General features: G+C 56.6%; 14 protein-coding genes, 1 pseudogene and 1 riboswitch. Of the genes and pseudogenes, 13 read left to right on the top strand and 2 right to left on the bottom strand.

Annotated elements, in window-relative coordinates; genetic code table 11:
• The first annotated feature begins 14 nt into the window (after nt 1-14).
• Nucleotides 15-105, top strand: a riboswitch (cyclic di-GMP riboswitch).
• 79 nt (nt 106-184) lie between these two features.
• Both B0G52_RS24000 and B0G52_RS23995 read right to left on the bottom strand, forming a co-directional pair.
• Nucleotides 185-1309: an HD-GYP domain-containing protein gene (locus B0G52_RS24000; protein ID WP_094047956.1), complete on the bottom strand. Its 1125-nt coding sequence runs from the start codon at nt 1307-1309 to the stop codon at nt 185-187.
• Nucleotides 1310-1338: 29 nt separating this feature from the next.
• Complete coding sequence (locus B0G52_RS23995) at nt 1339-1920, bottom strand: HD-GYP domain-containing protein (protein ID WP_094047954.1); 582 nt, start codon at nt 1918-1920, stop codon at nt 1339-1341.
• A gap of 104 nt (nt 1921-2024) precedes the next feature.
• On the opposite strand from B0G52_RS23995, the gene B0G52_RS23990 reads away from it, so the two are divergent.
• The 13 genes and pseudogenes from B0G52_RS23990 (at nt 2025) to B0G52_RS23930 (ending at nt 22773) form a co-directional block, all read left to right on the top strand.
• Complete coding sequence (locus B0G52_RS23990) at nt 2025-2978, top strand: tyrosine-type recombinase/integrase (protein WP_094047952.1); 954 nt, start codon at nt 2025-2027, stop codon at nt 2976-2978.
• Nucleotides 2979-3588: 610 nt separating this feature from the next.
• The gene (locus B0G52_RS23980; RefSeq protein WP_094047948.1) at nt 3589-8241 is read left to right on the top strand and encodes a GLUG motif-containing protein; all 4653 of its coding nucleotides are present in this window, start codon (nt 3589-3591) and stop codon (nt 8239-8241) included.
• A 162-nt stretch (nt 8242-8403) separates the two neighbouring features.
• The gene (locus B0G52_RS23975) at nt 8404-10329 is read left to right on the top strand and encodes a sensor histidine kinase (RefSeq protein ID WP_094047946.1); all 1926 of its coding nucleotides are present in this window, start codon (nt 8404-8406) and stop codon (nt 10327-10329) included.
• Nucleotides 10326-11792, top strand: a complete 1467-nt coding sequence (locus tag B0G52_RS23970) for a response regulator (RefSeq protein ID WP_094047944.1) — start codon at nt 10326-10328, stop codon at nt 11790-11792. The genes B0G52_RS23975 and B0G52_RS23970 overlap by 4 nt, the downstream gene beginning before the upstream one ends.
• Before the next feature lie 176 nt (nt 11793-11968).
• A complete protein-coding gene (locus B0G52_RS23965; protein ID WP_094047942.1) occupies nt 11969-12847 on the top strand; it encodes a carbohydrate ABC transporter permease in 879 nt (292 codons plus the stop codon).
• A gap of 2 nt (nt 12848-12849) precedes the next feature.
• Nucleotides 12850-13680 (top strand): carbohydrate ABC transporter permease, encoded by an 831-nt coding sequence (locus B0G52_RS23960; protein WP_094047940.1) that lies wholly within the window; start codon nt 12850-12852, stop codon nt 13678-13680.
• A 90-nt stretch (nt 13681-13770) separates the two neighbouring features.
• Nucleotides 13771-14844 (top strand): LacI family DNA-binding transcriptional regulator, encoded by a 1074-nt coding sequence (locus B0G52_RS23955; RefSeq protein WP_094047938.1) that lies wholly within the window; start codon nt 13771-13773, stop codon nt 14842-14844.
• A 163-nt stretch (nt 14845-15007) separates the two neighbouring features.
• A pseudogene (locus B0G52_RS36290) lies at nt 15008-15937 on the top strand (glycoside hydrolase family 113); the annotation flags it as partial.
• The gene (locus B0G52_RS23950; protein ID WP_369827119.1) at nt 15920-17167 is read left to right on the top strand and encodes an AGE family epimerase/isomerase; all 1248 of its coding nucleotides are present in this window, start codon (nt 15920-15922) and stop codon (nt 17165-17167) included. The pseudogene B0G52_RS36290 and the gene B0G52_RS23950, both read left to right, overlap by 18 nt.
• Nucleotides 17168-17213: 46 nt before the next feature.
• Nucleotides 17214-18413: a glycoside hydrolase family 130 protein gene (locus tag B0G52_RS23945; protein WP_094047936.1), complete on the top strand. Its 1200-nt coding sequence runs from the start codon at nt 17214-17216 to the stop codon at nt 18411-18413.
• 628 nt (nt 18414-19041) lie between these two features.
• The gene (locus B0G52_RS23940; protein ID WP_233162991.1) at nt 19042-20364 is read left to right on the top strand and encodes an ABC transporter substrate-binding protein; all 1323 of its coding nucleotides are present in this window, start codon (nt 19042-19044) and stop codon (nt 20362-20364) included.
• A 125-nt stretch (nt 20365-20489) separates the two neighbouring features.
• The gene (locus B0G52_RS23935) at nt 20490-22100 is read left to right on the top strand and encodes a GAF domain-containing sensor histidine kinase (protein ID WP_094047934.1); all 1611 of its coding nucleotides are present in this window, start codon (nt 20490-20492) and stop codon (nt 22098-22100) included.
• A gap of 25 nt (nt 22101-22125) precedes the next feature.
• Complete coding sequence (locus B0G52_RS23930; RefSeq protein ID WP_094047932.1) at nt 22126-22773, top strand: response regulator; 648 nt, start codon at nt 22126-22128, stop codon at nt 22771-22773.
• The last annotated feature ends 17 nt before the right edge of the window (nt 22774-22790 follow it).

Genomic DNA, 22790 nt, shown 5'->3' with positions numbered 1-22790 from the left:
TTTGACCGAGGACATACCGATAACGGCAAACCCGCTCGAAAGACGGGGGCGCAAAGCTTCAGGCCTAAAGGACGGATTCTGTCCCATGGTAGCTGAGCCGCCGAAAATGACCGGATCTTCCGCAGCCTGCTTACGAACAACATGACCAGACCGTTCCTGATTTCGGAACGGTCTTTTTGCATGGTTACAGGGCCGTGTCTACGATGACCAGATCGAACTGCGCCCTCAGATCGATCTCATAGGGGGATGTTACGGGGGTTCCGTCCCCTTCCCGGATAATTTTGACGATCGGACGCTGGACGAGAGAGGAATCGACCGAGGTGATGACCGCCGTCTGCCCGCTGTTGAGAACGACGCGGCTTCCGACTGGATAGATGGAGATGTGGCCGACGAACAGCTTGACAAGCGATAAGTCGAACATGCGATCTCCGGAGCCGAGCAGAAATTCGACGGCGTCCCTCTTCGTGTAGGAGCTGCGATGGTGCCGCCGGGACACGAGCGCGTCGTATGTGTCGGCAAGGGCAATAATCTGGGCGAACTCGTGAATATTGGAACGGCTGAGCCCCGACGGATAACCGGAGCCGTCATAGCGTTCATGGTGCTGAAGGGCGCATATCGCGGCGGCTCCGGGCAAGTCGGATCGATGGACAAGCATCTGATAGCCTTCGACCGTATGGCGCTCGATAAGCCCTCGGTCGTAATCCGTCAGCCGGCCTTTCTTGGTCAGCAGTTCGTCGGGAAGCTGGGTCATGCCGATGTCGAACAGCAGAGCAGAGACGATCAGATCGTGAAGCGGCTCGATGAAGTATTGTTTGGCGAAGCCGATAATTGCCGACAGGGTAGCGACATTGAGCGTGTGCTCGAACAGCATCGGGTCCTTCATATGAAGCAGGGTCAGCCTGTCTTTAATGAAGCGATGATCGGACAACTCTTCCAGCAGCGTCTGATAGATGCGCACGAAGCGGTCGCCGAGCATCGGCACGGACAGCTGCTGGCGGATGAGCGGATTGCCGATGAGCCTGGCGAACGCTTCGTCGACCGCCTTTTTGGAAGCGGCGGAGTTTCTCTTCCTGTTCGGCCTCTCCTGCGAAGCGGAGGCGGATGAAGCAGCGGCGGGCGATGACTCCGCTCCCTGAGTCCTGGAAGAGGCGTCTTCTTCGACATAGATGTCTGTAATGCCCAGCGTTCGCAAACGTTCGATATATTTGTCGGTCAGCTGCGTTCCGGCGCCGAGCATGACCATCCCGTTTTTGTTCAGCACCGGCTTGGCCAGCGTTTGTCCCGGACGGAGAGTGACGGTTGGTTTCATCGTTTTCGACCTGCTTTCGGTTCGGCGTCTTAACGATAACGCCGTATTTTTTCAATCGCTATTTCCGGAATGGAGAAGAACAGCTCGACGGAGGCCGGGTCGAATTGGAGTCCGCTCTGCTTTCTAAGCTCGTCCATTGCTTCCGCCGCCGTCTTGACCCGATTGTAGGAGCGGGTCTGGACCATGGCGTCGAAGGAATCGAAGACGGCGCACAGGCGCGCCCAAGGCGGAATGCTCTCGCCTCGGAGTCCGTCCGGATATCCCGTTCCGTCCCAGCGCTCGTGATGGGAGCGCACGGTCGCGATCATTCTCGGGTCCCGCCAGCCGAGTCGGCGAACAAGGCGAACGCCGAGGAGCGGGTGCTCGCGAATACGCTCCCGTTCCTGCTCGTCGAGCGGGAGTCGTTTGACGAGCAGCTCCTGCGGGACGAGAAGCTTCCCGATATCGTGAAAGCTGCAGGCGGCCGTGAACATCCGTTCTTCGTCCTCCGGCATTCCGAGCTGCCTGGCGGCGGCTTGAGCCAGCAGGCCTACCCGTACGCTATGCGAGAAAGTCGCGGGATCTTTCCGCAGTCCAAGAGCATGAAGCTCGGAGCGGATCAGGTTCGACATCCTTCAAATCCTCCTTTCTTGTTCTATGGCGGCGGAGCCGCCCGACAAGCGAGGTCGAACAATAGTGATTGTTCGAAGTTCACCGATAGAAAGGAGCCAATGACATGAATGCGGACCGCAAGCTCTCGAACGGAGCGGCTGTGTTGGACGAAGAGCAGATGATCCAGAGCTTCCTGGCCGGGTATCATCGGCCGAATACGATCCGTAATTACGAACGGGCGCTTCGCCGTTTTCGATCGTTCATCGGGGCAACCCCTTTGGGCGAAGCCACTTGGCACGATCTGGAGCGATACAAATCATCCTTGCTGCGGGGAACGTCCGGGAACAAACCGCTGAACGCTTCGACTATCGCCAGCTTGATCGCACCGCTGCGCTCGTTTTACAGATGGGGGAGCGACGCCAATATCGCGTTGTTCTCGCATAATCCCGCCTCGTCCATCCGACTGCCCAAGGTGCGGGTAACGAGCGGGCATCATTTTCTGACCCAGCGCGAGCTGACCGAATTGCTGACCTATTTGAGCGCCAAGAGCGTACGGGAATGGATGATGGTTCTTTATATGGTCATACTGGGACTGAGGGTATCGGAGCTGGTGCAGATGAGGTGGGGCGATGTGGTTACGGACCCGCTGGAGAGCGGCGCGTGGCTGACCGTCGCGGACGGCAAGGGAGGCAAGACGAGGCAGGTGAAAATGCCGGAGGCGTTATGGAAGCTGCATAACGACCCTTCCATCCGGCTGAAGCTGCATGGCGGATCTGCGCATGTGAACCGGCAAAGCCGGGTCTTTCCGATTACGTCCCGTCAGGTAGAGCGCATCGTGAACAGGGCGAGCAGGGAGTGCGGGATTTCCAAGCCGGTGACGCCCCATTGGCTTCGGCATACGAATGCGACCATGGCGCTGCTGAACGGCGCATCGCTTCAACAGGTGCAGCAGACGCTGGGCCACGTGCAGATCAATACGACGCAGCGCTACCTGCACACGGTTGAGTTGATGAAGAAAGCCGCTCCGGATTTCGTGGCCGAAAGCATGCACGGTGTGTTGAAAAATGTATTGTTATGAAAGATTCGGTCGTTTATAATGAGTAACAAAGAAGGGATAATTAAACAAAAAAATGTCGAACAATCACTATTGTTCGACATGATTATCATACCCTATTCGCCGGTCTTCATACATCGGCTCATAGGAAGGCGACGAAGCCGGCGGAGCGAACCCGCCGGCTTTTTTGTGCGCGATTTTCCCGAGCTTGCTTGCGATCAACCGGATTTTGCCGAAGCTTCCTCTTCCTCGCAAGCGCTCGCCGAACGACTCTTGCTGCGCCAGGAACGAAAGTAATGCAGTTTGCACTGGCCTTTGGCGTAGTGCTTTTTCGTGCATCCTCGCGTTTCGCAGAGACGAGCGTAAGGAAGTCTGTTTCTCCCCATTCGTCGATCCTCTCTTTCCTTGCTTCTATCTCAATCCGCTATTGAGCACTGTTCGATAGAATGCTTTCCTATATTGAATAGTAAGGCGTCGAACTGATCAATTTTTGAACAGGCGAACGTCCGGCTGCGGCAGCTGATGCTATGGCCGGTTTTATCGAACGGTTTGTCACAGTTTTGCAACATCCGACAGATTAAACTAACAAGAATGGAGGTTCCATGTAGAAAAATATGTTTACGGAGGAAGGACAATGATGTTAAAACAACGCAGGATACAACAAAAGATTAGCCTACTCATTATAGCGACGTTATTGTTTGCGATACTGCCGCTATCCACGGTTAGAGCGGATGATTCGCCTTTGGCCGGGGATGATACCCCATCGATAACTTCTGCCGTTTATGGAGACCTTTCACAGCTGTTAGGAATCACGATGAGCGATCCGGCTCTTTGGAACGGCGAAGGAACCGTGGACGATCCATATGTAATTACAACCGCCGCTCATTTAAATCAAATGCGCGAGCATCCGAATGCACACTTCAAACTTGGTGCCGATATTAATCTGGATGTACCGCCATACAACGAAGGGGAAGGCTGGGAGCCGATTTCGTCGTTTAACGGTACACTGGATGGGAATGAATTCAAGATTACGGGGTTGTATATTAACCGTCCTGCTGATGAGAATGTAGGACTATTTGGAGTGAGTAGTAATCAGGCTGTGATTTCCAATGTTAGGCTAGAGGATGTAGATGTAACAGGCTATGCTGCTGTCGGCGGTTTGGTAGGATGGAATAGCGAAGGGAGTATTGACAACTCATCTGTGAGCGGCAAGGTGTCAGGAGATTATTCGGTCGGTGGGCTGATAGGTGATAACAGCAAAAATATTACGGACTCCTATGCAACCGCCAACGTAACCGGTGTTGAAAGTGTAGGCGGTTTGGTAGGCTATAATTTTAGCTTTACAACCATTAACAATTCCAATGCAAGCGGTAAAGTGACAGGCAATAAAGAGGTCGGTGGTTTAGTCGGTCGAAATGCAGGAGATATTAGCCACGCCTATGCGAGCGGAGAGGTAGACGGCGGCAATTATGTAGGCGGCTTGGTAGGCTATAATTCTAATGTGGTTAGCAATACTTATTCGAGCGGCAAGGTGACAGGTCACAATAATATAGGCGGCTTGATCGGTTTCAACTCTGGCACGGTTACGAATTCCTACTGGGATATACAGACCTCTGGACAAGATCAAAGCGCAGCCGGTGAAGGAAAAACGACAGAGCAAATGCAGCAACAATCCACTTTTGCCGATACTTGGGAAAACTTCTTTGAAACATGGGCGATAGCCGAAAGTGGAAGCTATCCCATATTGAGATGGGAATTGAATAGAGCGGGACCGCCTCCTTGGAGCGGTGAAGGCAAGGGAACGGAGAACAATCCATTCCTTATTGCTTCAGCCGCTCAATTGAATGAGGTGCGCAACTACCTGAATGCATATTTCGAGCTTGGCGGGGATATCGATCTTAGCTTGGAATACGGCGCAGACGAGGGTTGGGAACCAATCGGGACAACGTCGGATCCGTTTATCGGCATCCTGGACGGCAACGGGTATAAAATTAAAGGGCTGCATATCAATCGTCCTAGTCAAAATGAGGTCGGCCTGTTTGGCGTTGCTGGCAACGGGGCTGAAATCTCGAATGTACGGCTTGAGAATATAGAGGTAACAGGTAATTCTAGTGTTGGCGGCTTGGTCGGGATGAATGGCGGAGCGATAAACAATGTCTATGTGAGCGGAGCGGTAACAGGCAGTGATTGGGTAGGCGGCTTAGCCGGTGCGAATGCAGGGAACATTAGTCAATCCTATGCGAGAAGTCAAGTGGAAGGCGCTAATTTTGCAGGCGGCTTGGTTGGAGCAAACGATGGAAATATTAGCGATTCCTATGCAAGCGGCGATGTCAACGCTTCTAACGGTCATGCAGGCGGTTTGGTCGGTTCTAACGATGGCGGAAGCATCAGCAGCTCCTATGCGGTTGGCAAGGTGACAGGACATGGCGATGTCGGAGGCTTAGCGGGTGAAAATGCGGGTGGAACCGTCACTGCTTCTTACTGGGATAAAGAGACGACAACCCGGACAACAAGTGCCGGAAGCAGCGATGAATACGGGAAGATTACCGTTGATATGAAGCAGCAAGCGACTTTTGGCGGCTGGGATTTCGATCACATCTGGGCGATCGACGAGGGTGATAGCTATCCCTATTTGCAAGCGGATCGCGAAGGTGCGGGATCGCCTTGGACTGGTTCAGGTACAGCGGACGATCCATTTATTGTTAAAACAGCAGCTCATTTCAATCAAATACGCGAGCATCTGAATGCGCATTTCAAGCTTGGTGCTAATATTAACCTTGATGTGCTGCCGTATAACACAGGAGAAGGCTGGGCGCCGATTGATTGGTTTAACGGTACATTGGACGGCAAGGGGTTTAAGATTACAGGTCTATATATTAATCGTTCCAGCGAAGATGTTGTCGGTTTGTTTGGCCACACGGATACTGCGAGTAAAATCTCCAACATAAAACTAGAGGACGTAAATGTAGCGGTAGCCGGTTACGATCTTGTCGGCGGCTTGGTTGGTTATAACCACGGAAGCATCAGTTACTCCTCTGTGAGCGGTAAGGTGGAGGGCCGCAGTAATTCCGGCGGCTTGGTCGGTTATAACAACGGAAATATCAGTTACTCGTCTGCGAGTGGAAAGGTGACAGGCGGTGATGTTCTAGGCGGTTTGGCCGGTGTCAATGCAGGAGACATTAATCAGTCCTATGCGAGCAGTACAGTGGAAGGCATTGCTGCTCTAGGCGGCTTGGTTGGAGTAAGCGACGGAAGTATTAGCGATTCCTATGCAACTGGCGATGTCATCCCTTCTGAAAGTTATACAGGCGGTTTGGTTGGCGGTCTTTATGGCGGTACTTATGGTGGAAGAGATGGAACAATTAGCAACTCCTATGCAGTCGGCAAGGTGGATGTCAGCAGTGGTTATATCGGCGGCTTAGTCGGTGAAAATATAGGCGGCAAGGTCAATCATTCCTACTGGGATAAAGAGACGACAAACCAAACAACAAGTATGGGAAGCCAGCGATCCTATGGTAAGTCTACAGCCGAGATGAAGCAGCAAGCGACTTTTGCCGGCTGGGACTTCGATAACATCTGGGAGATCGAAGAGAATGAACGGTATCCCTATTTGAAATGGGTTGTGAATGCCAATTTAAGCGGCTTGACGCTGAGTGAGGGGACATTAAGCCCGGCGTTCGCAGCAGATACGGTCAACTATCGGACTAACGTAAGAAGATCGGCAAACAGTGTGGATGTAACAGCCACGGCAGCAAGCGGGGGCGCAAGTCTGGAAGTGAACGGGATAAGCGCGATAAGCGGCGTTGCAACAACTGTCCCGCTGCATGCGGGACGAAATACGATCGATGTGGTTGTCACAGCCTACGATGGAACAAAGATGAAAAGGTATACGATCGACATTACAAGGCCAAGTGATGATTCATCCTCATCCGATCAGCCGGCCGCCCAGATCATCAACGTACCGGTAGAAACAGGGGATGTAGGCTCGGCTACAACGGTCATGCAAACGCAAATTACCCGTATTACCGAGCCAAGCGGCAGAGTAAGAGATGAGGTCACATTAACGCCCGATCGAGCGAGAGAAGCGGCGCAGCGTATTGCAGAAGCGGGTCAAACGACGGCTCGCATCATGATTCCGGACGAAGAGGACAGAGTCGCTCAAGTTGGTGTTAACCTTCTAAGAGAAGCAATAAGAGAATTGTTTCATAAAAATGTGAGCCTTGAAATATTCACAGAAAATATAAGGCTTCTAATCCCGCATCGATCCATGGATACTGTTGAAGAGGATTTATACTTCCGCGTCATTCCGTTGAAGGAAAAATCGCAGCGGCAAGAAGTAGAGAATCGTGCAAGATCGGAACGGGTAGTTAGAGAATCGGCAAAGGATGCCAAGGTGACTGTCGTTGCAAGACCTATGACGATTGAAACGAACATGCCGAATCGGCCGGTCACCCTTATATTACCTTTGCGTGATGTTCAGCTCCCATCGAATGCAGCGGAGCGTGCAGCATTCTTGGATGAACTCAAGGTCTTCATTGAGCACAGTGATGGGGAGAAGCGTCTAGTAAAAGGGAAAATCGTAGAATACAAGAATGGTTTGCCAGGTATCGAGTTTGAGGTGAGCAAATTTAGTACGTTCACGATTCTTCATGTGGAAGAGCCTGCTGTGAATTTCCACGAAGCGTATATTCGAGGGTATGCAGACGGAACATTCGGGCCAAGCCGTACCGTGACACGAGCGGAAATCGCGGCGATGATCGCCAGAAATCTGGGGGTTGATGACTCGAAAAAAGCGGCAGCAGCCCCGTTCTCCGATGTATCGGCCTCTCATTGGGCGGCAGGAGCGATTGAATATGTGAAGCGGCAAGGCTTGATGAGAGGGGACGCTGCAGGGGATTTTAACCCGAACGCAGCGATCACGCGCGCCGAAATGGCGGCAATCGCAGCGCGATATAAACAATTTAGGTTAGGAACTGAGGAAGACAGTATTACGGCATTTACGGATATCACAGGTCATTGGGCGGTATTGGAGATTGCGGCCAATAAGCAAGCGGGAATTCTGGATGGCTATGAGGACGGAGTGTTCCGTCCGAACGGAAATCTCACACGCGCCGAAGCCGTCAAAGCGATGAACCGCATGTTTGACCGAGGTCCATTGTATGAAGTGAGCACACCAGCGTTTACAGATGTGAAAGAGACGCATTGGGCATTCCATGAGGTGGAAGAAGCAGCCCGAGATCATTCCTTCACACACAAATCTGAAGGTGGAGAAAATAGGATAAGATAAGCAAGAGTCGTCCTTCGGTCCGTAAAACGGACTTGAGGACGACTTCTTTTCATATATATTAATCCCGATACGAGCGGCGTGAGACTCGAAATCTATCATTTGTTAGCATAAAGTTATGCTATGATAGAAACGAAAAAAACATTCGCGGACAGGAGTGCGCCTATGCCGACGATTGTCAGAGCGCTCGCCAAGCTGTTCGAGTGGCCGGCCAGACGGATGGAGCGGAAGCTGTTCATCGTCTTTTTGTTTCTCGTGCTGCTGCCGGTAGGGGTGATCGGATACATATCTGCCGAACGCTATGCCGATTCGATCGAGGCGAACACGGTCAGTTACGTATCTGAATTGTCCGATGCGATGATTTCGAAGCTGGACGACTATATTCAGGATATGAAAAAAATATCGATCATTCCTTCGTATTTGGACGAGATCCGCACCGGACTGAAGCGTTCGAACGCTTTTTACGAGCAGCGCGACGAGACGGAACGGTCCGAGGGGCAGGAGTCGGCCGCTCGGACCGTCCCCGATAGCATTTTGCCGGAAGAAGAGCTGCTAAGGCTTGAGATTCAGCGGGAAGCGGAGAGCAGCATTTACTTCATGAACAACATCAAGCAAGGAACGAATTCCGTTTATTTGTTCGACCGGTACGGACACTCGTATTTCGCGCTCAAATCTGGCGGCGTGAGGGGCGATCTCGCGCAGATGTACCCGCAGTGGAAGGAGTTGGCGAGAGAGGGGCACGGCTATCCGATTCTCGTCAGCACGCAGGAAGTGTCGGGGAGGCCGAACAACGGGCGGTACGTATTCACCGTCGTGAGGGAAATCATCGACACCTCCTTCGAATCGCTCGGCATGATCGCGGTCGACGCGAACATTACGGTTATCGAAAACATCGTGCGCGATCTGGACAAGACAACGATCGGAACGACGCTGATCGTCGATGAACGGGGACGGGTCATTTTCGACAGCGAAAAGAAGTATTTGACCCAGTCGTATCCGCATGCGGAGCTGCTGGAGCAGGCGTCCGGCCCGGAAGGAAGCTTCCATGCCGTCGTCGACGGACGGCGGATGCTGACGATCTACAAGCGGTCGGAAGAGACAGGGTGGAAAATGATCATCACGGTGCCCGAACGCGAACTGATGGCCGGCGCCGTTCAGACGCGCAATCTGACGCTCTCGACGACGCTGGCGGCGGTGCTGCTCGCGCTGCTCATCTCGCTCGTGCTCATCATCGCGGTGACGCGGCCGCTGCGCTCGCTCGTGCGGCTGATGAAAGTCGTGCAGTCCGGCAATCTGGACGTGACGTTCCCGGTTCGCCGCCCGGACGAGACCGGACTGGTCGGAAGCGCGTTTAACCGGATGCTGCTTCGCGTCCGAACGCTGATCGACGACGTCTACGCGGCCGGTCAACGGAACAAGGAGGCGGAGCTTAAGGCGCTGCAAAATCAGATCAATCCTCATTTTATTTATAACACGCTTGAATCGATCCGGATGACCGCGGTCATGAACGACGATGCGGAAGTGAGCGATATGACGCATCTGCTTGGCAAGCTGTTAAGGTACAGCATCGGCGGCGGCATGGAGACGGTTCCCGCCGCGAAGGAGCTTGAACATCTGAAGCTGTACGTTCAGCTGTTGAATTACCGTTACGGCAACCGGTTTACGCTGACGCTGCCGGCGGAGCCGTTCGACGGCAGTCTTCCGGTCATGAAGCTGCTTTTTCAACCGATCGTGGAAAATTCGGTGTACCACGGGCTGGAGGACGGCAAACCGGTGATGCATATCAGCATCCGCTACGAGCGTGACGGGCAGGAACATCGGTTCACCATCTCCGATAACGGAGCGGGCATGAGCGGAGAAGCGCTCGGGCAGCTAAGGGGCAAGCTGGACGAGCCGCAGTGGAGCCGCATGTCCGCCGCCGGCGAGGAGGACGATCCCCGCGGCATCGGACTTCGCAACGTGCACGAACGGCTGAAGCTGCGCTACGGGGAGAAATACGGCTTACAGGTGGATGCGGAGCCGGGAGCGGGGACGACTGTAACGGTTAGATTTCTTGCGGAAGCTGGAATCGGAAAGGGGAAGACGTTATGAAAATTGCGGTCGTAGACGACGAGGAACGAATTCGCGGCGGGCTTGCGAAGCTGATCGAACAAGCGGGGGAGCGATACGAAGTGGCAGCCGCATGCTCGGGAGCGGCGGATTTGTTCGAGAAGATTGAGGCGGGCATCTTGCCGGAGCTCGTCATAACGGACATCAAAATGCCGGGCATGAGCGGTCTCGAACTGATCGACAAGCTGCGCAGAGAGTTTCCCGGGATAAAATGCGCGGTCATCAGCGGGTTCGACGACTTCGCGTTTGCCAAACAGGCGATGCGCTACGGCGTGGAAGATTATTTGCTCAAGCCGGTCGATCCGCAGGAGCTGTCCGAGATGCTCGCGCGCATGCATGCGGCGATCGAAGAGGAAGCCGAGCGCAGCGCGGCCGATTTCGAGAAACGGCTCCGGCTGCTGCTCGTGCCGGATGAAGAGGCGGTGCCCGGACAGTTTCGGGAAGAAGCGGCGAAGGAGCTGCAGGACCATCCGCTGTTTCGCGAAGCTTACGCGGTCGTGCGCGTGAGGACGGAGCCGGCCGCGCCTCTCAAGGAACTGCACGGCGCGCTGGACGTTGTCGGTCGGCCGTGGACGTCGCTCGAGTTCGGCGGCGGAACGACGGTTATCGTCTCGATTCGGCTGACCGACCATTACGATACGATCCGCGAGCAAGGGCAGACGCTGATGCAGCGAATGTCCGTTCTGCGCCATGTGCGCGTCGGCGCCAGCGAGCCGTTCCGCGGGCCGATCTGGCTGCCGAAGGCGGCCGAACAGGCGGAAGCGGCGCTGCATCGCGCCTGGTTCGAACCGGGCCGACACGCGTTCGCCGATTTTCTGCATCTGGAGAAAGCGGCCGAGCCGTCCGTTCATCCGTTCGTTCTGTTCGATCGCGCGAGCCGGGCGGCGTTGTCGATATCGGACTGGGACGGCGTGCATGAGGCGCTGGTCGGATGGTGGGGCGAGTGGATGCGGGCTTATCCGTCCTGGGAGGATCTGCGGGAAGGCTGCGAGGGTGTCTTCGCGCTGCTTGGCGAGAAGGAGGCCTTCGATCCGCGCCGTTACGCGGACCGGCAAGCGTGCGCGGCCGCTTTCTTCGCCGCCGTTCACGAGAAGTTCCGCCGTTTGCGGGAGCAGCGGCAAGAAAGCCGCGTCGTCGAGACGGTCAAAGCGTATATCGCCAAACGTTATGCCGAGGAAATCGAGCTGTGCAAAATCGCGGAGGCGGTGTTTCTCACGCCGAGTTATTTGAGCAAGCTGTTCAAGACGGAGACAGGGGAGACGATTACCGATTATCTCATCTTCGTGCGCATGGAGCGTGCGAAGGCGCTTCTTCGCGAGCGTCCGTCACTTAAGACATACGAGGTCGGAGAACTCGTCGGTTACACGGATCCGGCTTATTTCAATAAAGCGTTCAAAAAAGCGACCGGCAGCACGCCTAAAGAGTTTCGGGACAGAGTTAGATGAAGACCAAGCGAACAGTCGGATGAAGAGTTAGGTGAAAATTATCCCAAAATAAGACAAGGAAAACAAACGTATTCCCTTAAACGGTTGAACGTTTCATTTTATAATGATGGGGATTGAAAGCGTTTCCTCAGGATCGTGCATCCGCGGACGACATCGGAAAGGGGGCAGGAAAGCCTATGTTCAACCTTAGCTACAAAACGCAGAAATACCTCATCCTGTTCGGGTTTCTAACCCTCCCGCTGGCGCTGATGGCGGCTTTCTCGCTGTATCCCGCCGCGGCGCTGTTTTATTTCAGCCTCACCGATTGGGACGGGGTAGGGTTCGATCAGAAGTTTATCGGACTGGCGAATTACAGGGATATTTTCTCCAACTCGGAAGTGTTCCGGGCCTTTCGCGCCAACGCCTACTACTTCATCGGCGGGCTCGTCCAGACGGCAGTCGCGCTTTACTTTGCCGTCCTGCTGAACGGAAAGCTGAGAGGGAGATACGTTTTCCGGGTGCTGCTGTTTTTACCGTACGTGCTGCACAGCGTGGCGACGGCGATCATGTTCAAAAACCTGTATCACGCGGAATACGGCTCGCTGAACGTCGTGCTGGAGGCGATCGGGCTCGGGTCGTGGCAGCAGGCGTGGCTCGGCAATCCGGACATCGTCAACTTTTCGCTCGCGTTCATCTCGATGTGGAAATATTTCGGCCTGTCCATGGTCATTTTCATCGGGGCTCTGCAGTCAATCCCAGAAGACCTGTACGAAGCCGCGAGCATCGACGGCGCCTCCGGGTGGCAAAGCTTCCGGTTCATTACGCTGCCCAGCATACGGCGCGTTATCGAGCTGATGCTGATCCTGACGCTGACCGGCGCGCTGGAGGCGTTCGATATCCCGTACATCATCATGCTCGGAGCGAACGGAACGTCCACGTTCGTCATCGAGACGGTCGATACGGCGTTCAAGTACCAGAACTTCGGCAAAGCGTCGGCGATGGCCGTACTGCTGCTGTTCATCGTCATGCTCATCATCTTCGTCCAGCGCAAATTCGTGTTCAAGGGGGCGGACTGATCATGAAGCGCAACGAATCCGCCGTCGTTCGGACGTTGAAGTACCTGTCGCTCTCGATGGCCGTTCTGATCGTGCTGTTTCCGATCTATTCGGTCGTCGTCGGCGCGTTCAAGACTCAGGTGGAATATTACCAGTCGGGTCTTGCTTTCCCGGCAGACTGGCTGAATTTTGACAACTTCGCTCGGGTGTTCGAGATCGGGCGGCTTGGGCTCGGCTTTCAAAATATCGCGGTCGTGCTGCTGTTCTCGCTGGCCGGCAACGTGCTGATCGGAACGATGGTCGCGTACTGCCTGAGCAGGTTCGACTTCGCGCTCCGCAAGCCGATATTCGGATTGTACTTGTTCATTCAGGTCATTCCGCTCGTCACGACGCAAGTGGCCACGTTCGGCGTCGTTCAGGCGATCGGAGCGTACAACACGATATGGGCGCCGATATTGCTGTACATCGGAGCGGACGTGCTGCAAATTACGATCTACATGCAATTCATCAAAAGCGTGCCGCGCGATCTGGACGAGAGCGCGATGATCGAAGGAGCGTCGTATTTCAACATTTTCCGGTCGATCATCTTCCCGCTGCTCGGACCGGCTACCGCGACGCTTATTATTCTGAAGACGATCTCGATCTACAACGACTTCTACATTCCGTTCCTCTACATGCCTTCGCGGAAATTGAAAGTCGTGTCCACCGCCATCTACGATTTCGTCGGTCCGAACGCGGCGCAGCTTAACGTCATCTCGGCGGGTATTCTGCTGATCTTCATTCCTACTGTTATCGTGTTCCTGCTCATGCAGCGTTATATTTTCTCCGGCGTGACGAACGGGGCGGTCAAGTAGCGAGCTTCGCTAACGAACAAAGTTGTGTTATGATAACAAAAATGAATTTGTTATCTATGCCTAACGGTCGAAAGCGATGTGAACAAACGGATGTCCAGCAAAGTCACGATGCAGCAAATCGCCGATCATATCGGCGTATCGAAGTTCGCCGTGTCCAAGGCGCTGTCCGGGAAGTCCGGAGTCAGCCGGGATACGCGGGAAAAAATCATCCAGGCGGCGACGCAGCTCGGCTACTTCTCGCAGAAGCGGGCCAAGACGGCCGCTCTGAAGGCGCAGTCGGACAAGGCGGAACGGACCGGAGACAAAGATACGGTTATCGTGCTCATCCCTAACGTACGGGAGCAAAACCGCCAGTCGCTGTATTGGGGCAGAATTATCGACGGCATTGCGGGCGCGCTGGAGGAGCGGCGGCTCGGAATGATGATCGTCACCGAACATATTACCGACAACTTCGCGAAGCTGATCAATCCGGACGGTGTGCTCGGCCTGGTCGGCGTCGGGCTGATCTCCAACCAACTGCTGCTCGAGGTTCGCAATTTGGGCATTCCGTTCGTGCTCGTCGACCATGAGGACGCGCTTATCCCTTCGGATGCCCTGTTCATGAACAACTACGAATGCGAGCGCAGGCTGACGAATTATTTGCTCGGCAACGGGCATCGTTCCTTCCAGTTCGTCGGCAGCGTTCGTTACGCCCGCAGCTTCTTCGATCGATGGCTCGGGTTCCGCTCGATGCTGGAGGAGCAAGGCGTGCCGCTTCATCAGAATCCGGCATTGCTGGAGCTGGAAGGAGAGAATCGGACGGAGCTGACGGAGCGCTTGGGCGTTATCGCGGCGGAGATGAAGGTTTCCGGTTCGCTGCCGACGGCGTTCGTCTGCGCCAACGATTCCCTCGCTTTCTGTGTCATGACCGCGCTGGCGAAAGCGGGCGTTCGCGTGCCGGACGACTGCTCGGTGGCGGGTTTCGACAACATCGAGGAAGCTGCGCTGTCCGATCCGTCTCTGAGCACGGTCCATGTCAACAAGGAAGCGCTCGGCCGGCGGGCGGTGGACACTTTGCTGTGGCGGATCGATCACCCGGACGGGCCGAAGGAAAAAATACTGCTGTCGGGAGATTTCGTGCTGCGCCAGTCGACTGGGCTTGCTCCGGTGTCGCGAATGGAATGATGAAACGAGCGGTGAATCGTAATGTGGATAACCTTGGTTGGTTTGCGTCTTCCAAGGTTATTTTTTATGCGGCAATTGATCTAAATTTATTGTTTTGTTATTATAAATAAAGAAACAATTAGCTAACAAATTAAAATTGCCTAACAAAGGAGGAGCCGATCGAATGTCCGCCTGGAACGAGACGATCAACGGAATGACCTGGGGCTGGACGGGCGTGCGCGGGACATGGACGGGACCGGAAGCCGAGTTCTCGATGGAACGGATGAAGGAGCTCGGAGTAAGCTGGGTTGCCCTTGCGCTGGGCGCGCTTCAAGATACGGCACAGTCGACGGAGATCCATTTCCGCGACGAGCCTACCGTTACGGACGACGAGGTGCGCGCCGCCATCCGGAGAGCCAAGGCGCTGGGGCTCAAAGTCTGCTTGAAGCCGGTCGTCAACTGCGCGGACGGAACCTGGCGCGCGCATATCGGTTTTTTCGCCGACGAGGTGCCGGGGGAGCCGAGCTGGGCCGAGTGGTTCGCGTCGTACGGCGCGTTTATCGCGCATTATGCGCGAATAGCCGAGGAAGAGGGCTGCGAAATGCTGTGCGTCGGCTGCGAAATGGTGCAGGCCGACGCGAGGGAAGCGCAGTGGCGGAAGCTGATTGCCGACGTGCGCGCCCTGTACAGCGGCATCGTCACGTACAACTGCGATAAGTACCAGGAGGATCGGCTGGCGTGGTGGGACGCGGTCGACGTCATCTCCTCCAGCGGCTACTATCCGGTCGGCGAATGGGAAGCGCAGTTGGACCGGATCGAGGCGGTCGTCCGCAAGCACGGCAAGCCGTTTTTCTTCATGGAGGCGGGCTGTCCGAGCCGCGTCGGCTCCAGCTTGAAGCCGAACGATTGGTCGCTGCCCGGCGCTCCGTCCGGGGAAGAGCAGGCGCGTTATTACGAAGCGATGTTCTCCGCATGCCGTCAGCGCCCGTGGGTGCAGGGCTTCATGCTGTGGGATTGGCCGGCCAAGCTGTATGACGCGTCGGACGCTTACGGCAACGACGACTACTGCATGTACGGCAAGCCGGCGGAAGCGATCGTGCGGGATTATTATTCGAACGAGTCGCTTCGCGAGGATCAGGCGGAGCTAGCCGCGGAGCGCGAACGGTGGCGGTCGGAGCTGGAGCAGGAGTTGAAGAGCAATATTCTCGGATTCTGGATCCGTCACGCCCAAGACGACAAGCACGGCGGCTTCGTCGGCGAGATTCGCGACGACATGACGATCGTCGCCGATGCGGACAAAGGGCTCGTGCTGAACGCGCGCATTCTATGGACGTTCGCGTCGGCTTACCGGATATACGGGGAGTCGGTTTATCTGGAGATGGCGGACCGCGCATACGAGGCGCTGGAACGGTTCGCCGATCCGCTGCACGGCGGCCTGTTCTGGATGATCGACGCCAGCGGCTCGCCGACGCAGGACAAGAAGCAGGTGTACGGCCAGGCGTTCGCGATCTACGCATTAGCCGAGTACTATCGGGCGACCGGCGCGGACAAAGCGCTCGTGCGGGCCGAAGAGCTGTACCGGCTGCTGGAGAAGCATGCCTACGATCCGGTTCGCCTCGGCTATGTCGAAGCGCTCGCGCGGGATTGGACGGAGACGGCCGACCTGTCGCTCAGCGGCAAGGACTTGAACGAGCGCAAGTCGATGAACACGCATCTGCACGTGCTGGAAGCGTACACGAACCTGTACCGGGTATGGAAGCCGGAAGGGCTGCGGGTCAAGCTGGCGGAGCTGATCGACGTTCATCTGGACAAAATCGTGGATAAGGGTACGCACCATTTCCGGCTCTTTTTCGACGATGAGTGGGTGTCGAAGTCGGGAGACGTCTCGTACGGGCACGACATCGAAGGAAGCTGGCTGCTGTGCGAAGCCGCGGACGTGCTCGGCGATTCGCTGCGAACGGAGCGGGTTCGGCGGGAAGCGCTCGAAATGGCGCGGGCAACGCTGGAGCAAGGCGTGGATCAAGACGGAGGCGTGTTTAACGAACTGCACGGAGACGGACGTCTCGACGACTCGAAGGACTGGTGGCCGCAAGCCGAAGCGATGGTCGGATTCCTGAACGCCTGTCAGTTGTCGGGAGAACAGAAGTATCTCGATGCGGCGAAAGCGAGCTGGGCGTTCATTCGCGGCTTTATCCGGGACGGCGAGCATGGCGAATGGCATTGGCAGGTAATGCGGACGGGCGAGCCGGTGCCGGGTCACGACAAAGCCGGTCCTTGGAAATGTCCGTACCACAACGCCCGAGCCTGCATGGAAGCGTTGGAGCGGTTGGAGCGCGTGCTTTAATCGCTTGAAGAAATCGCAATCCTCATAATAGAAGGGAATCGGTATCATGAGCGAATTTATGTCCAAGTTGAAAGAGACGGCAGCCGAATACGAAGCGCTGATTCATCAAGAGAACCGCCCCGCAGCTAGCAACGGCGTCTATGCGAGGTACGAGCTGCCGGTGCTGACGGCGGCGCACGCGCCGATCCATTGGCGATACGATCTGAATCCGGAGACGAATCCACTGCTGCTGGAGCGTCTCGGCGTCAACGCCGCTTTTAATCCGGGCGCGATCAAGCTGAACGGCAAGTACGTGCTGATGGCGCGGGTGGAAGGCGCCGACCGCAAATCGTTTTTCGCCGTCGCGGAGAGCGACCGGCCGACGGGGGGCTTCCGGTTCCGGGAATACCCGGTGCTGCTTCCGGAGACGGAAGATCCGGACATCAACGTGTACGACATGCGGCTCGTGCAGCATGAAGACGGCTGGATCTACGGCCTGTTCTGCACCGAGCGCAAAGATCCGGACGCTCCGAAGGGCGACACGTCGAGCGCGGTCGCGCAGGGCGGCATCGTTCGCACGAAGGATCTGGAGTCGTGGGAGCGGCTGCCCGACCTGAAGACGCCGTCCCCGCAGCAGCGCAACGTCGTGCTTCATCCGGAGTTCGTGAACGGCAAATACGCATTCTATACGCGGCCGCAGGACGGCTTCATCGATACGGGCGCCGGCGGGGGCATCGGCTGGGGGTTGTCCGATAGCATGAATCCGGCGGTCATCGACCGCGAGACGATTGTCGACGCGAAAGCGTACCATACGATCAAGGAAGTGAAGAACGGGCAAGGACCGGCGCCGATCAGAACGGATCGGGGCTGGCTGCACATCGCCCACGGCGTGCGCAATACGGCGGCCGGACTGCGCTATGTCGTCTACGCGTTCATGACGGATCTGGCGGCGCCGGACAAAGTCACTTACGCGCCGGGCGGACATCTGATCGCTCCGGAAGGAATCGAACGCGTCGGCGACGTGTCGAACGTCATCTTCTGCAACGGCGTCATTGCCGACGACGACGGCAAAGTCTACATTTATTACGCGTCCTCCGACACTCGCTGCCACGTCGCGGAGACGTCGGTCGAACAACTCGTCGACTATTGCGTGAACACGCCTTCCGATCCGCTTCGCTCCCGCGCTTGCGTCGAGCAGCGCTCCGAGCTGATCGAACGCAATCTGGAGCTGATGAAGCGCCCGGAATACGCGTTTCTGAATCGCTGATTCATCATCGCTTCCTCGCAGAGCCCCTTCCCGGACCTCGTCCGATGGAGGGGGCTTTCTCGTCTGAAGATGTTAGAGACCCAAAAGCCCCGCAGACTCTCGCAATAAGCTCGTCTCACGTGCATGTTGCCGCCGCCGCCCCGCAGGCTCGCGCAATAAGCGCGTCCCGCGTGTGTATTGCCCCCGCCGCCCCGCAGACTCTCGCAATAAGCTCGTCTCACGTGCGTATTGCCCCCGTCTCCCCGCAGACTCGCGCAATAAGCGCGTCCCACGTGCGTATTGCCCCCGTCTCCCCGCAGGCTCTCACAATAAGCCCGTTCCACGTGCGTATTGCCCCCGCAGCCCCGCAGGCTCGCCCAATAAGCCCGTCCCGCGTGCGTATTGCCCCCGCCGCCCCGCAGGCTCACCCAATAAGCCCGCCCCACGAGCATGTGTCCCCCATCCTCATTTGTCACCCTATTTTAGTCATTTGTTAGCATAAAGTGCGACAATAAAAGCAAATAGAGTACATTTCCATTGAGTGGAAAGTGCTTATAATTAGGAAATGTAAGCGATAACACCGCGGACCGGACGACCTTAGCCGGACCGGACCGCCGCAAAACCATTTCGAGTGGGGGTAGAACGAAAGATGAAGATGAAAAAAGCGATCCCGACGGGGTTGACGTTCGTTCTGGCAGCCGGTCTTCTTGCCGCGTGCGGCGGCGGAAGCGGCAATTCGGAGACGCAGGCTTCTCCGAGCGCCAGTCCGAGCAAGAGCGCCGAAGCCAGCCCGAGCCAAGCGGCGGAGGAGCTGGGCGGCAAACTCAAAGTGCTGACCCATCGCACCGACTTGCTGAATGACGGAACGCTCGATCGGTACGCCGAGAAGTTCAAGGAAAAGTATCCGAAAGCGGAAATCGAATACGAGGCGATGACGAACTACGCGCAGGACATCAAGGTGCGCCTGACGACGGGAGAAGCCGGGGACGTGAACATGCTCGACGCCTCGCTGCCGAACAGCGAATTGGCCAACTACTACGAGCCGCTGCCGGACGAACTGACGCAGGATATGTATTTCGCGGACTTGAAGGCGCACGAAGGCAAGCGGTACGGTCTTGCGACAGGCGTCAACACGCAGGGTATCATCTATAACAAAACGGCGTTCGCGCAAGCCGGCGTCGACAAAGCGCCGACAACACTCGACGAGTTCTACGCGGCGGCGCAGAAGCTCGAAGACGCTGGCATCATCCCGCTGTACATGAACTACGGGGCGCAATGGCCGATCGGCAGCTGGGCGGAAGGCTCGGTCAAATATGTGGCCGGCGACATGCTCTACTTCGATCAGTTCGTGACGAAAGACGAAGTGTTCGCGATCGACGGTCCTTGGGGACAATTGATGAACATCGCGCGCAAGTTCGTGCAGGAAGGCTGGGTGGAAAAAGACCTCGCGACGAACAATTGGGAGATGTCCAAAGGCGAGGTGGCGTCCGGCAAAGCCGCGATGTACTTCCTCGGCAACTGGGCGATCCCGCAAGTCATCGGAGCGGGAGCGGCGTCCGAGGACATCGGCTTCTTCCCTTTCCCGTACGACAACAGCGGCAAGCTTAACGCGCCGCTCGGTCCGGACTATTTTATCGGAGTCAGCAAAAACAGCAAAAACAAGGAGCTCGCATTCAAATACATCGAGTTTTTCGTGAAGGAATCCGGCTACGTCGGCTCCAACGGCTTCATGCCCGTCGACAAAAACGCGGTTCCGGAAGTGCCGCAGCTGGCCGAATTCAAATCGCACAATCCGAATTTCCTCGAGGAGGTCGCCGGAGATCCGAAATTCAACGAAATCGCCAACAAAGCGGAGATCGACTTCTTCGGAGGCAAGTATATTCAAGAGCTGATCGTCGCCAAAGACTTGCAAGCCGCCTACGACGCGCTGAACAAAAAATGGGCGGCAGCCCGCAAAGCGCTCGGTTATTGAACGTTTGCCGCTAACGGTTTCGCGCCTTCCCGGACTTGTCCGGGGAGGCGTTTTCGCATGTCCGGGAGGATTAACCCGCTCTTTTCGCGAATACTGCAAGTAGTCTTAATCTAGGAGAGATCGATGTGGAGCATACTCCGATTCGGAGGCTTGAGCTGCTGAGAGGAATCGCGGAGACGATTAACGGCGCGTACGAGATGGAACCTATGCTGGACATCGTGTTGAGAAAGCTGCTGGAATTGACGGGGCTGGAGACGGGCTGGATTTTCCTGATGAAGCCGGAAGCGAGGCGCTACCGGTTCGCGGCGGACGCCAATCTGCCTCCGGCGCTGCTCGTTCAGGACCGGAAACCGATGAGAAGCGGAACCTGCTGGTGCGTGGAAAAGTTTCGCGACGGGCGCCTGAGGCAGGCCGTGAACATACTTAATTGCAAGCGAATCGAGGACTCGATCCGCCTGCGCCGCGGGGATACCGCCGGCATCACCCATCACGCTTCCATTCCGTTAAGAAGCGGCGAAGAGCTGTTCGGCATTCTCAACGTCGCTTCGCCCGGCAAGGTCCGTTTTACTGACGAGGAGCTTGAGCTGCTGCAGGGGATCGCTTATCAGATCGGGACGGCTTTGCACCGGATTCGCCTGTTCGGCAAGGAGCGGAAAAGGGCGGATCTGTTCACCAGGCTGGGGGAGGTCTCCCGGAAGTTCGCGGCGATGCAGCCGGCGGAGGACTCGATCGAGGAAATGATCCGGTTGTCCGGCGAGCGGATGGGGTGGCCTGGTCTTGTTTTGTATATCGACGAAGCTTCCGTCCTTAAGCGCGGCGCGGTATACGCGGGCGAAGGGGCAGTCGGAGAGGATAAAGGAAGACCGGAAGTCGTACCCGAGGAAGCGATCCGGGGCGTGCTCGACCATCATCGGCCGATGATGTGGGGCGATATGTCGCAATCCGGCAGACGGTTCGGGGGAAAATGGCGAAGCGGAGCGGCGGTGCCCATTTTGCTGAAAAGCAGGGTATGGGGAGTTCTGGCGTCCGGCAGTCCGGAATACGACGCATTCGACGAGATCGACGCGGGGGCGCTGGAGGCGCTGGCCGCGCACATCGCGCTCACGCTGGAGACGATGTGGCTGAACGAGAAGAGCCGTGAGCTGACCCGCTGGGAAGAGCGCAACCGCATCGCCAGGGACCTTCACGATTCGGTCTCCCAGATGCTGTTCTCTTTAAGCTTGAATGCCCGCGGGTTGACTCAAGCGCTTCCCGACGCTTCCGAAGGGACGCGGGAGGCTTTGGAGCAGATTCAACGATTGTCGCAATCGGCGATCGGAGAGATGCGGTCAATGATCCGTCAGCTCAGACCGGCGGGGATCGAGGAGGGTCTCCTCACCGGTTTGCAGCGGTACGGCGAACAGATCGGACTGCGCGTGTCTTATCGCTGCGGAGAGTTCCAGGAGCTGCCGGAACGATTGCAGAACGTATTCTGGCGCATCGGACAGGAGGCGCTGAACAATGTGAGCAAGCATTCCGGCACGTCCGCGGCTTCGATCGAGCTGTCCAACAACGAATGGGAAGCGTGCATGACGATTTCGGACGACGGCCCGGGAATGGAAGCGGGCGAGTCGACAAGCCCGTTGAAATACGGCATGCTGACCATGAAGGAAAGAGCGGAGTCCGTGGGAGGAACGGTGACGATCAAGAGCAGACCCGGTCAAGGGACGAAGGTAATCGTCAGGCTTCCCATATAATGAAGAAGAAAGGGGGGCAAGCGCGATGTCCGGCTCCAAGCGGCGCGTGCTTTTGGCGGACGATCATGCGATCGTGCGCCAAGGGCTGAAATATTTTCTGAATTTGCAGCCCGATCTGGAGGTTGTGGGGGAGGCCGCCAACGGCCGGGAAGCGATAGCTTTGGCGCGGGAACTGAATCCCGACGTCGTGCTGATGGATCTGATCATGCCCGTCATGAACGGAATCGAAGCGACGGAGCAAATCCGCGGCGAGCATCCGGGGATGACCGTACTGGTGCTCACGACGTTCTCCGAGAAGGATTACGTCGTATCCGCCATCCGGGCGGGGGCAAACGGATATTTGCTGAAGGACACGGACCCCGAGCGGATCGCCGAGGCGATTCGCCAAGCGGCCCAAGGAGTGCCGCAGTTGGATCCGAACGCGGCCGTCCAGTTGATGTCCCATGTCGCCGCGCCGGCTTCTCCTTCGGCTGCCATGCCCGACAAGCTGACCGAGCGGGAGGCGGAGGTGCTGGGCTTGATCGCCCAGGGGCAGTCCAACAAGGAGATCGCCGCCGCTTGCGGCATTTCCGAGAAAACGGTCAAGACGCACGTCAGCAACATCTTGTCCAAGCTGGGGCTGGCCGACCGCACCCAGGCTGCGCTGTTCGCCGTCAAGAACGGCTTGGCATGATCTGATCTGACCCGATC

Source organism: Cohnella sp. SGD-V74, assembly GCF_003001675.1.
Taxonomy (GTDB): domain Bacteria; phylum Bacillota; class Bacilli; order Paenibacillales; family Paenibacillaceae; genus Cohnella.
The sequence above is the reverse complement of the archived record's forward strand: the minus strand, read 5'-3'. Positions and strand labels throughout refer to the sequence as shown.

Coding starts and splice junctions, on each gene's coding strand:
- B0G52_RS23960 (WP_094047940.1), top strand. CDS start 12,850: ATGAAGCGCAACGAATCCGCCGTCGTTCGGACGTTGAAGTACCTGTCG.
- B0G52_RS23980 (WP_094047948.1), top strand. CDS start 3,589: ATGATGTTAAAACAACGCAGGATACAACAAAAGATTAGCCTACTCATT.
- B0G52_RS23975 (WP_094047946.1), top strand. CDS start 8,404: ATGCCGACGATTGTCAGAGCGCTCGCCAAGCTGTTCGAGTGGCCGGCC.
- B0G52_RS23930 (WP_094047932.1), top strand. CDS start 22,126: ATGTCCGGCTCCAAGCGGCGCGTGCTTTTGGCGGACGATCATGCGATC.
- B0G52_RS23945 (WP_094047936.1), top strand. CDS start 17,214: ATGAGCGAATTTATGTCCAAGTTGAAAGAGACGGCAGCCGAATACGAA.
- B0G52_RS23990 (WP_094047952.1), top strand. CDS start 2,025: ATGAATGCGGACCGCAAGCTCTCGAACGGAGCGGCTGTGTTGGACGAA.
- B0G52_RS23995 (WP_094047954.1), bottom strand. CDS start 1,920: ATGTCGAACCTGATCCGCTCCGAGCTTCATGCTCTTGGACTGCGGAAA.
- B0G52_RS24000 (WP_094047956.1), bottom strand. CDS start 1,309: ATGAAACCAACCGTCACTCTCCGTCCGGGACAAACGCTGGCCAAGCCG.
- B0G52_RS23955 (WP_094047938.1), top strand. CDS start 13,771: ATGTCCAGCAAAGTCACGATGCAGCAAATCGCCGATCATATCGGCGTA.
- B0G52_RS23970 (WP_094047944.1), top strand. CDS start 10,326: ATGAAAATTGCGGTCGTAGACGACGAGGAACGAATTCGCGGCGGGCTT.
- B0G52_RS23965 (WP_094047942.1), top strand. CDS start 11,969: ATGTTCAACCTTAGCTACAAAACGCAGAAATACCTCATCCTGTTCGGG.
- B0G52_RS23940 (WP_233162991.1), top strand. CDS start 19,042: ATGAAGATGAAAAAAGCGATCCCGACGGGGTTGACGTTCGTTCTGGCA.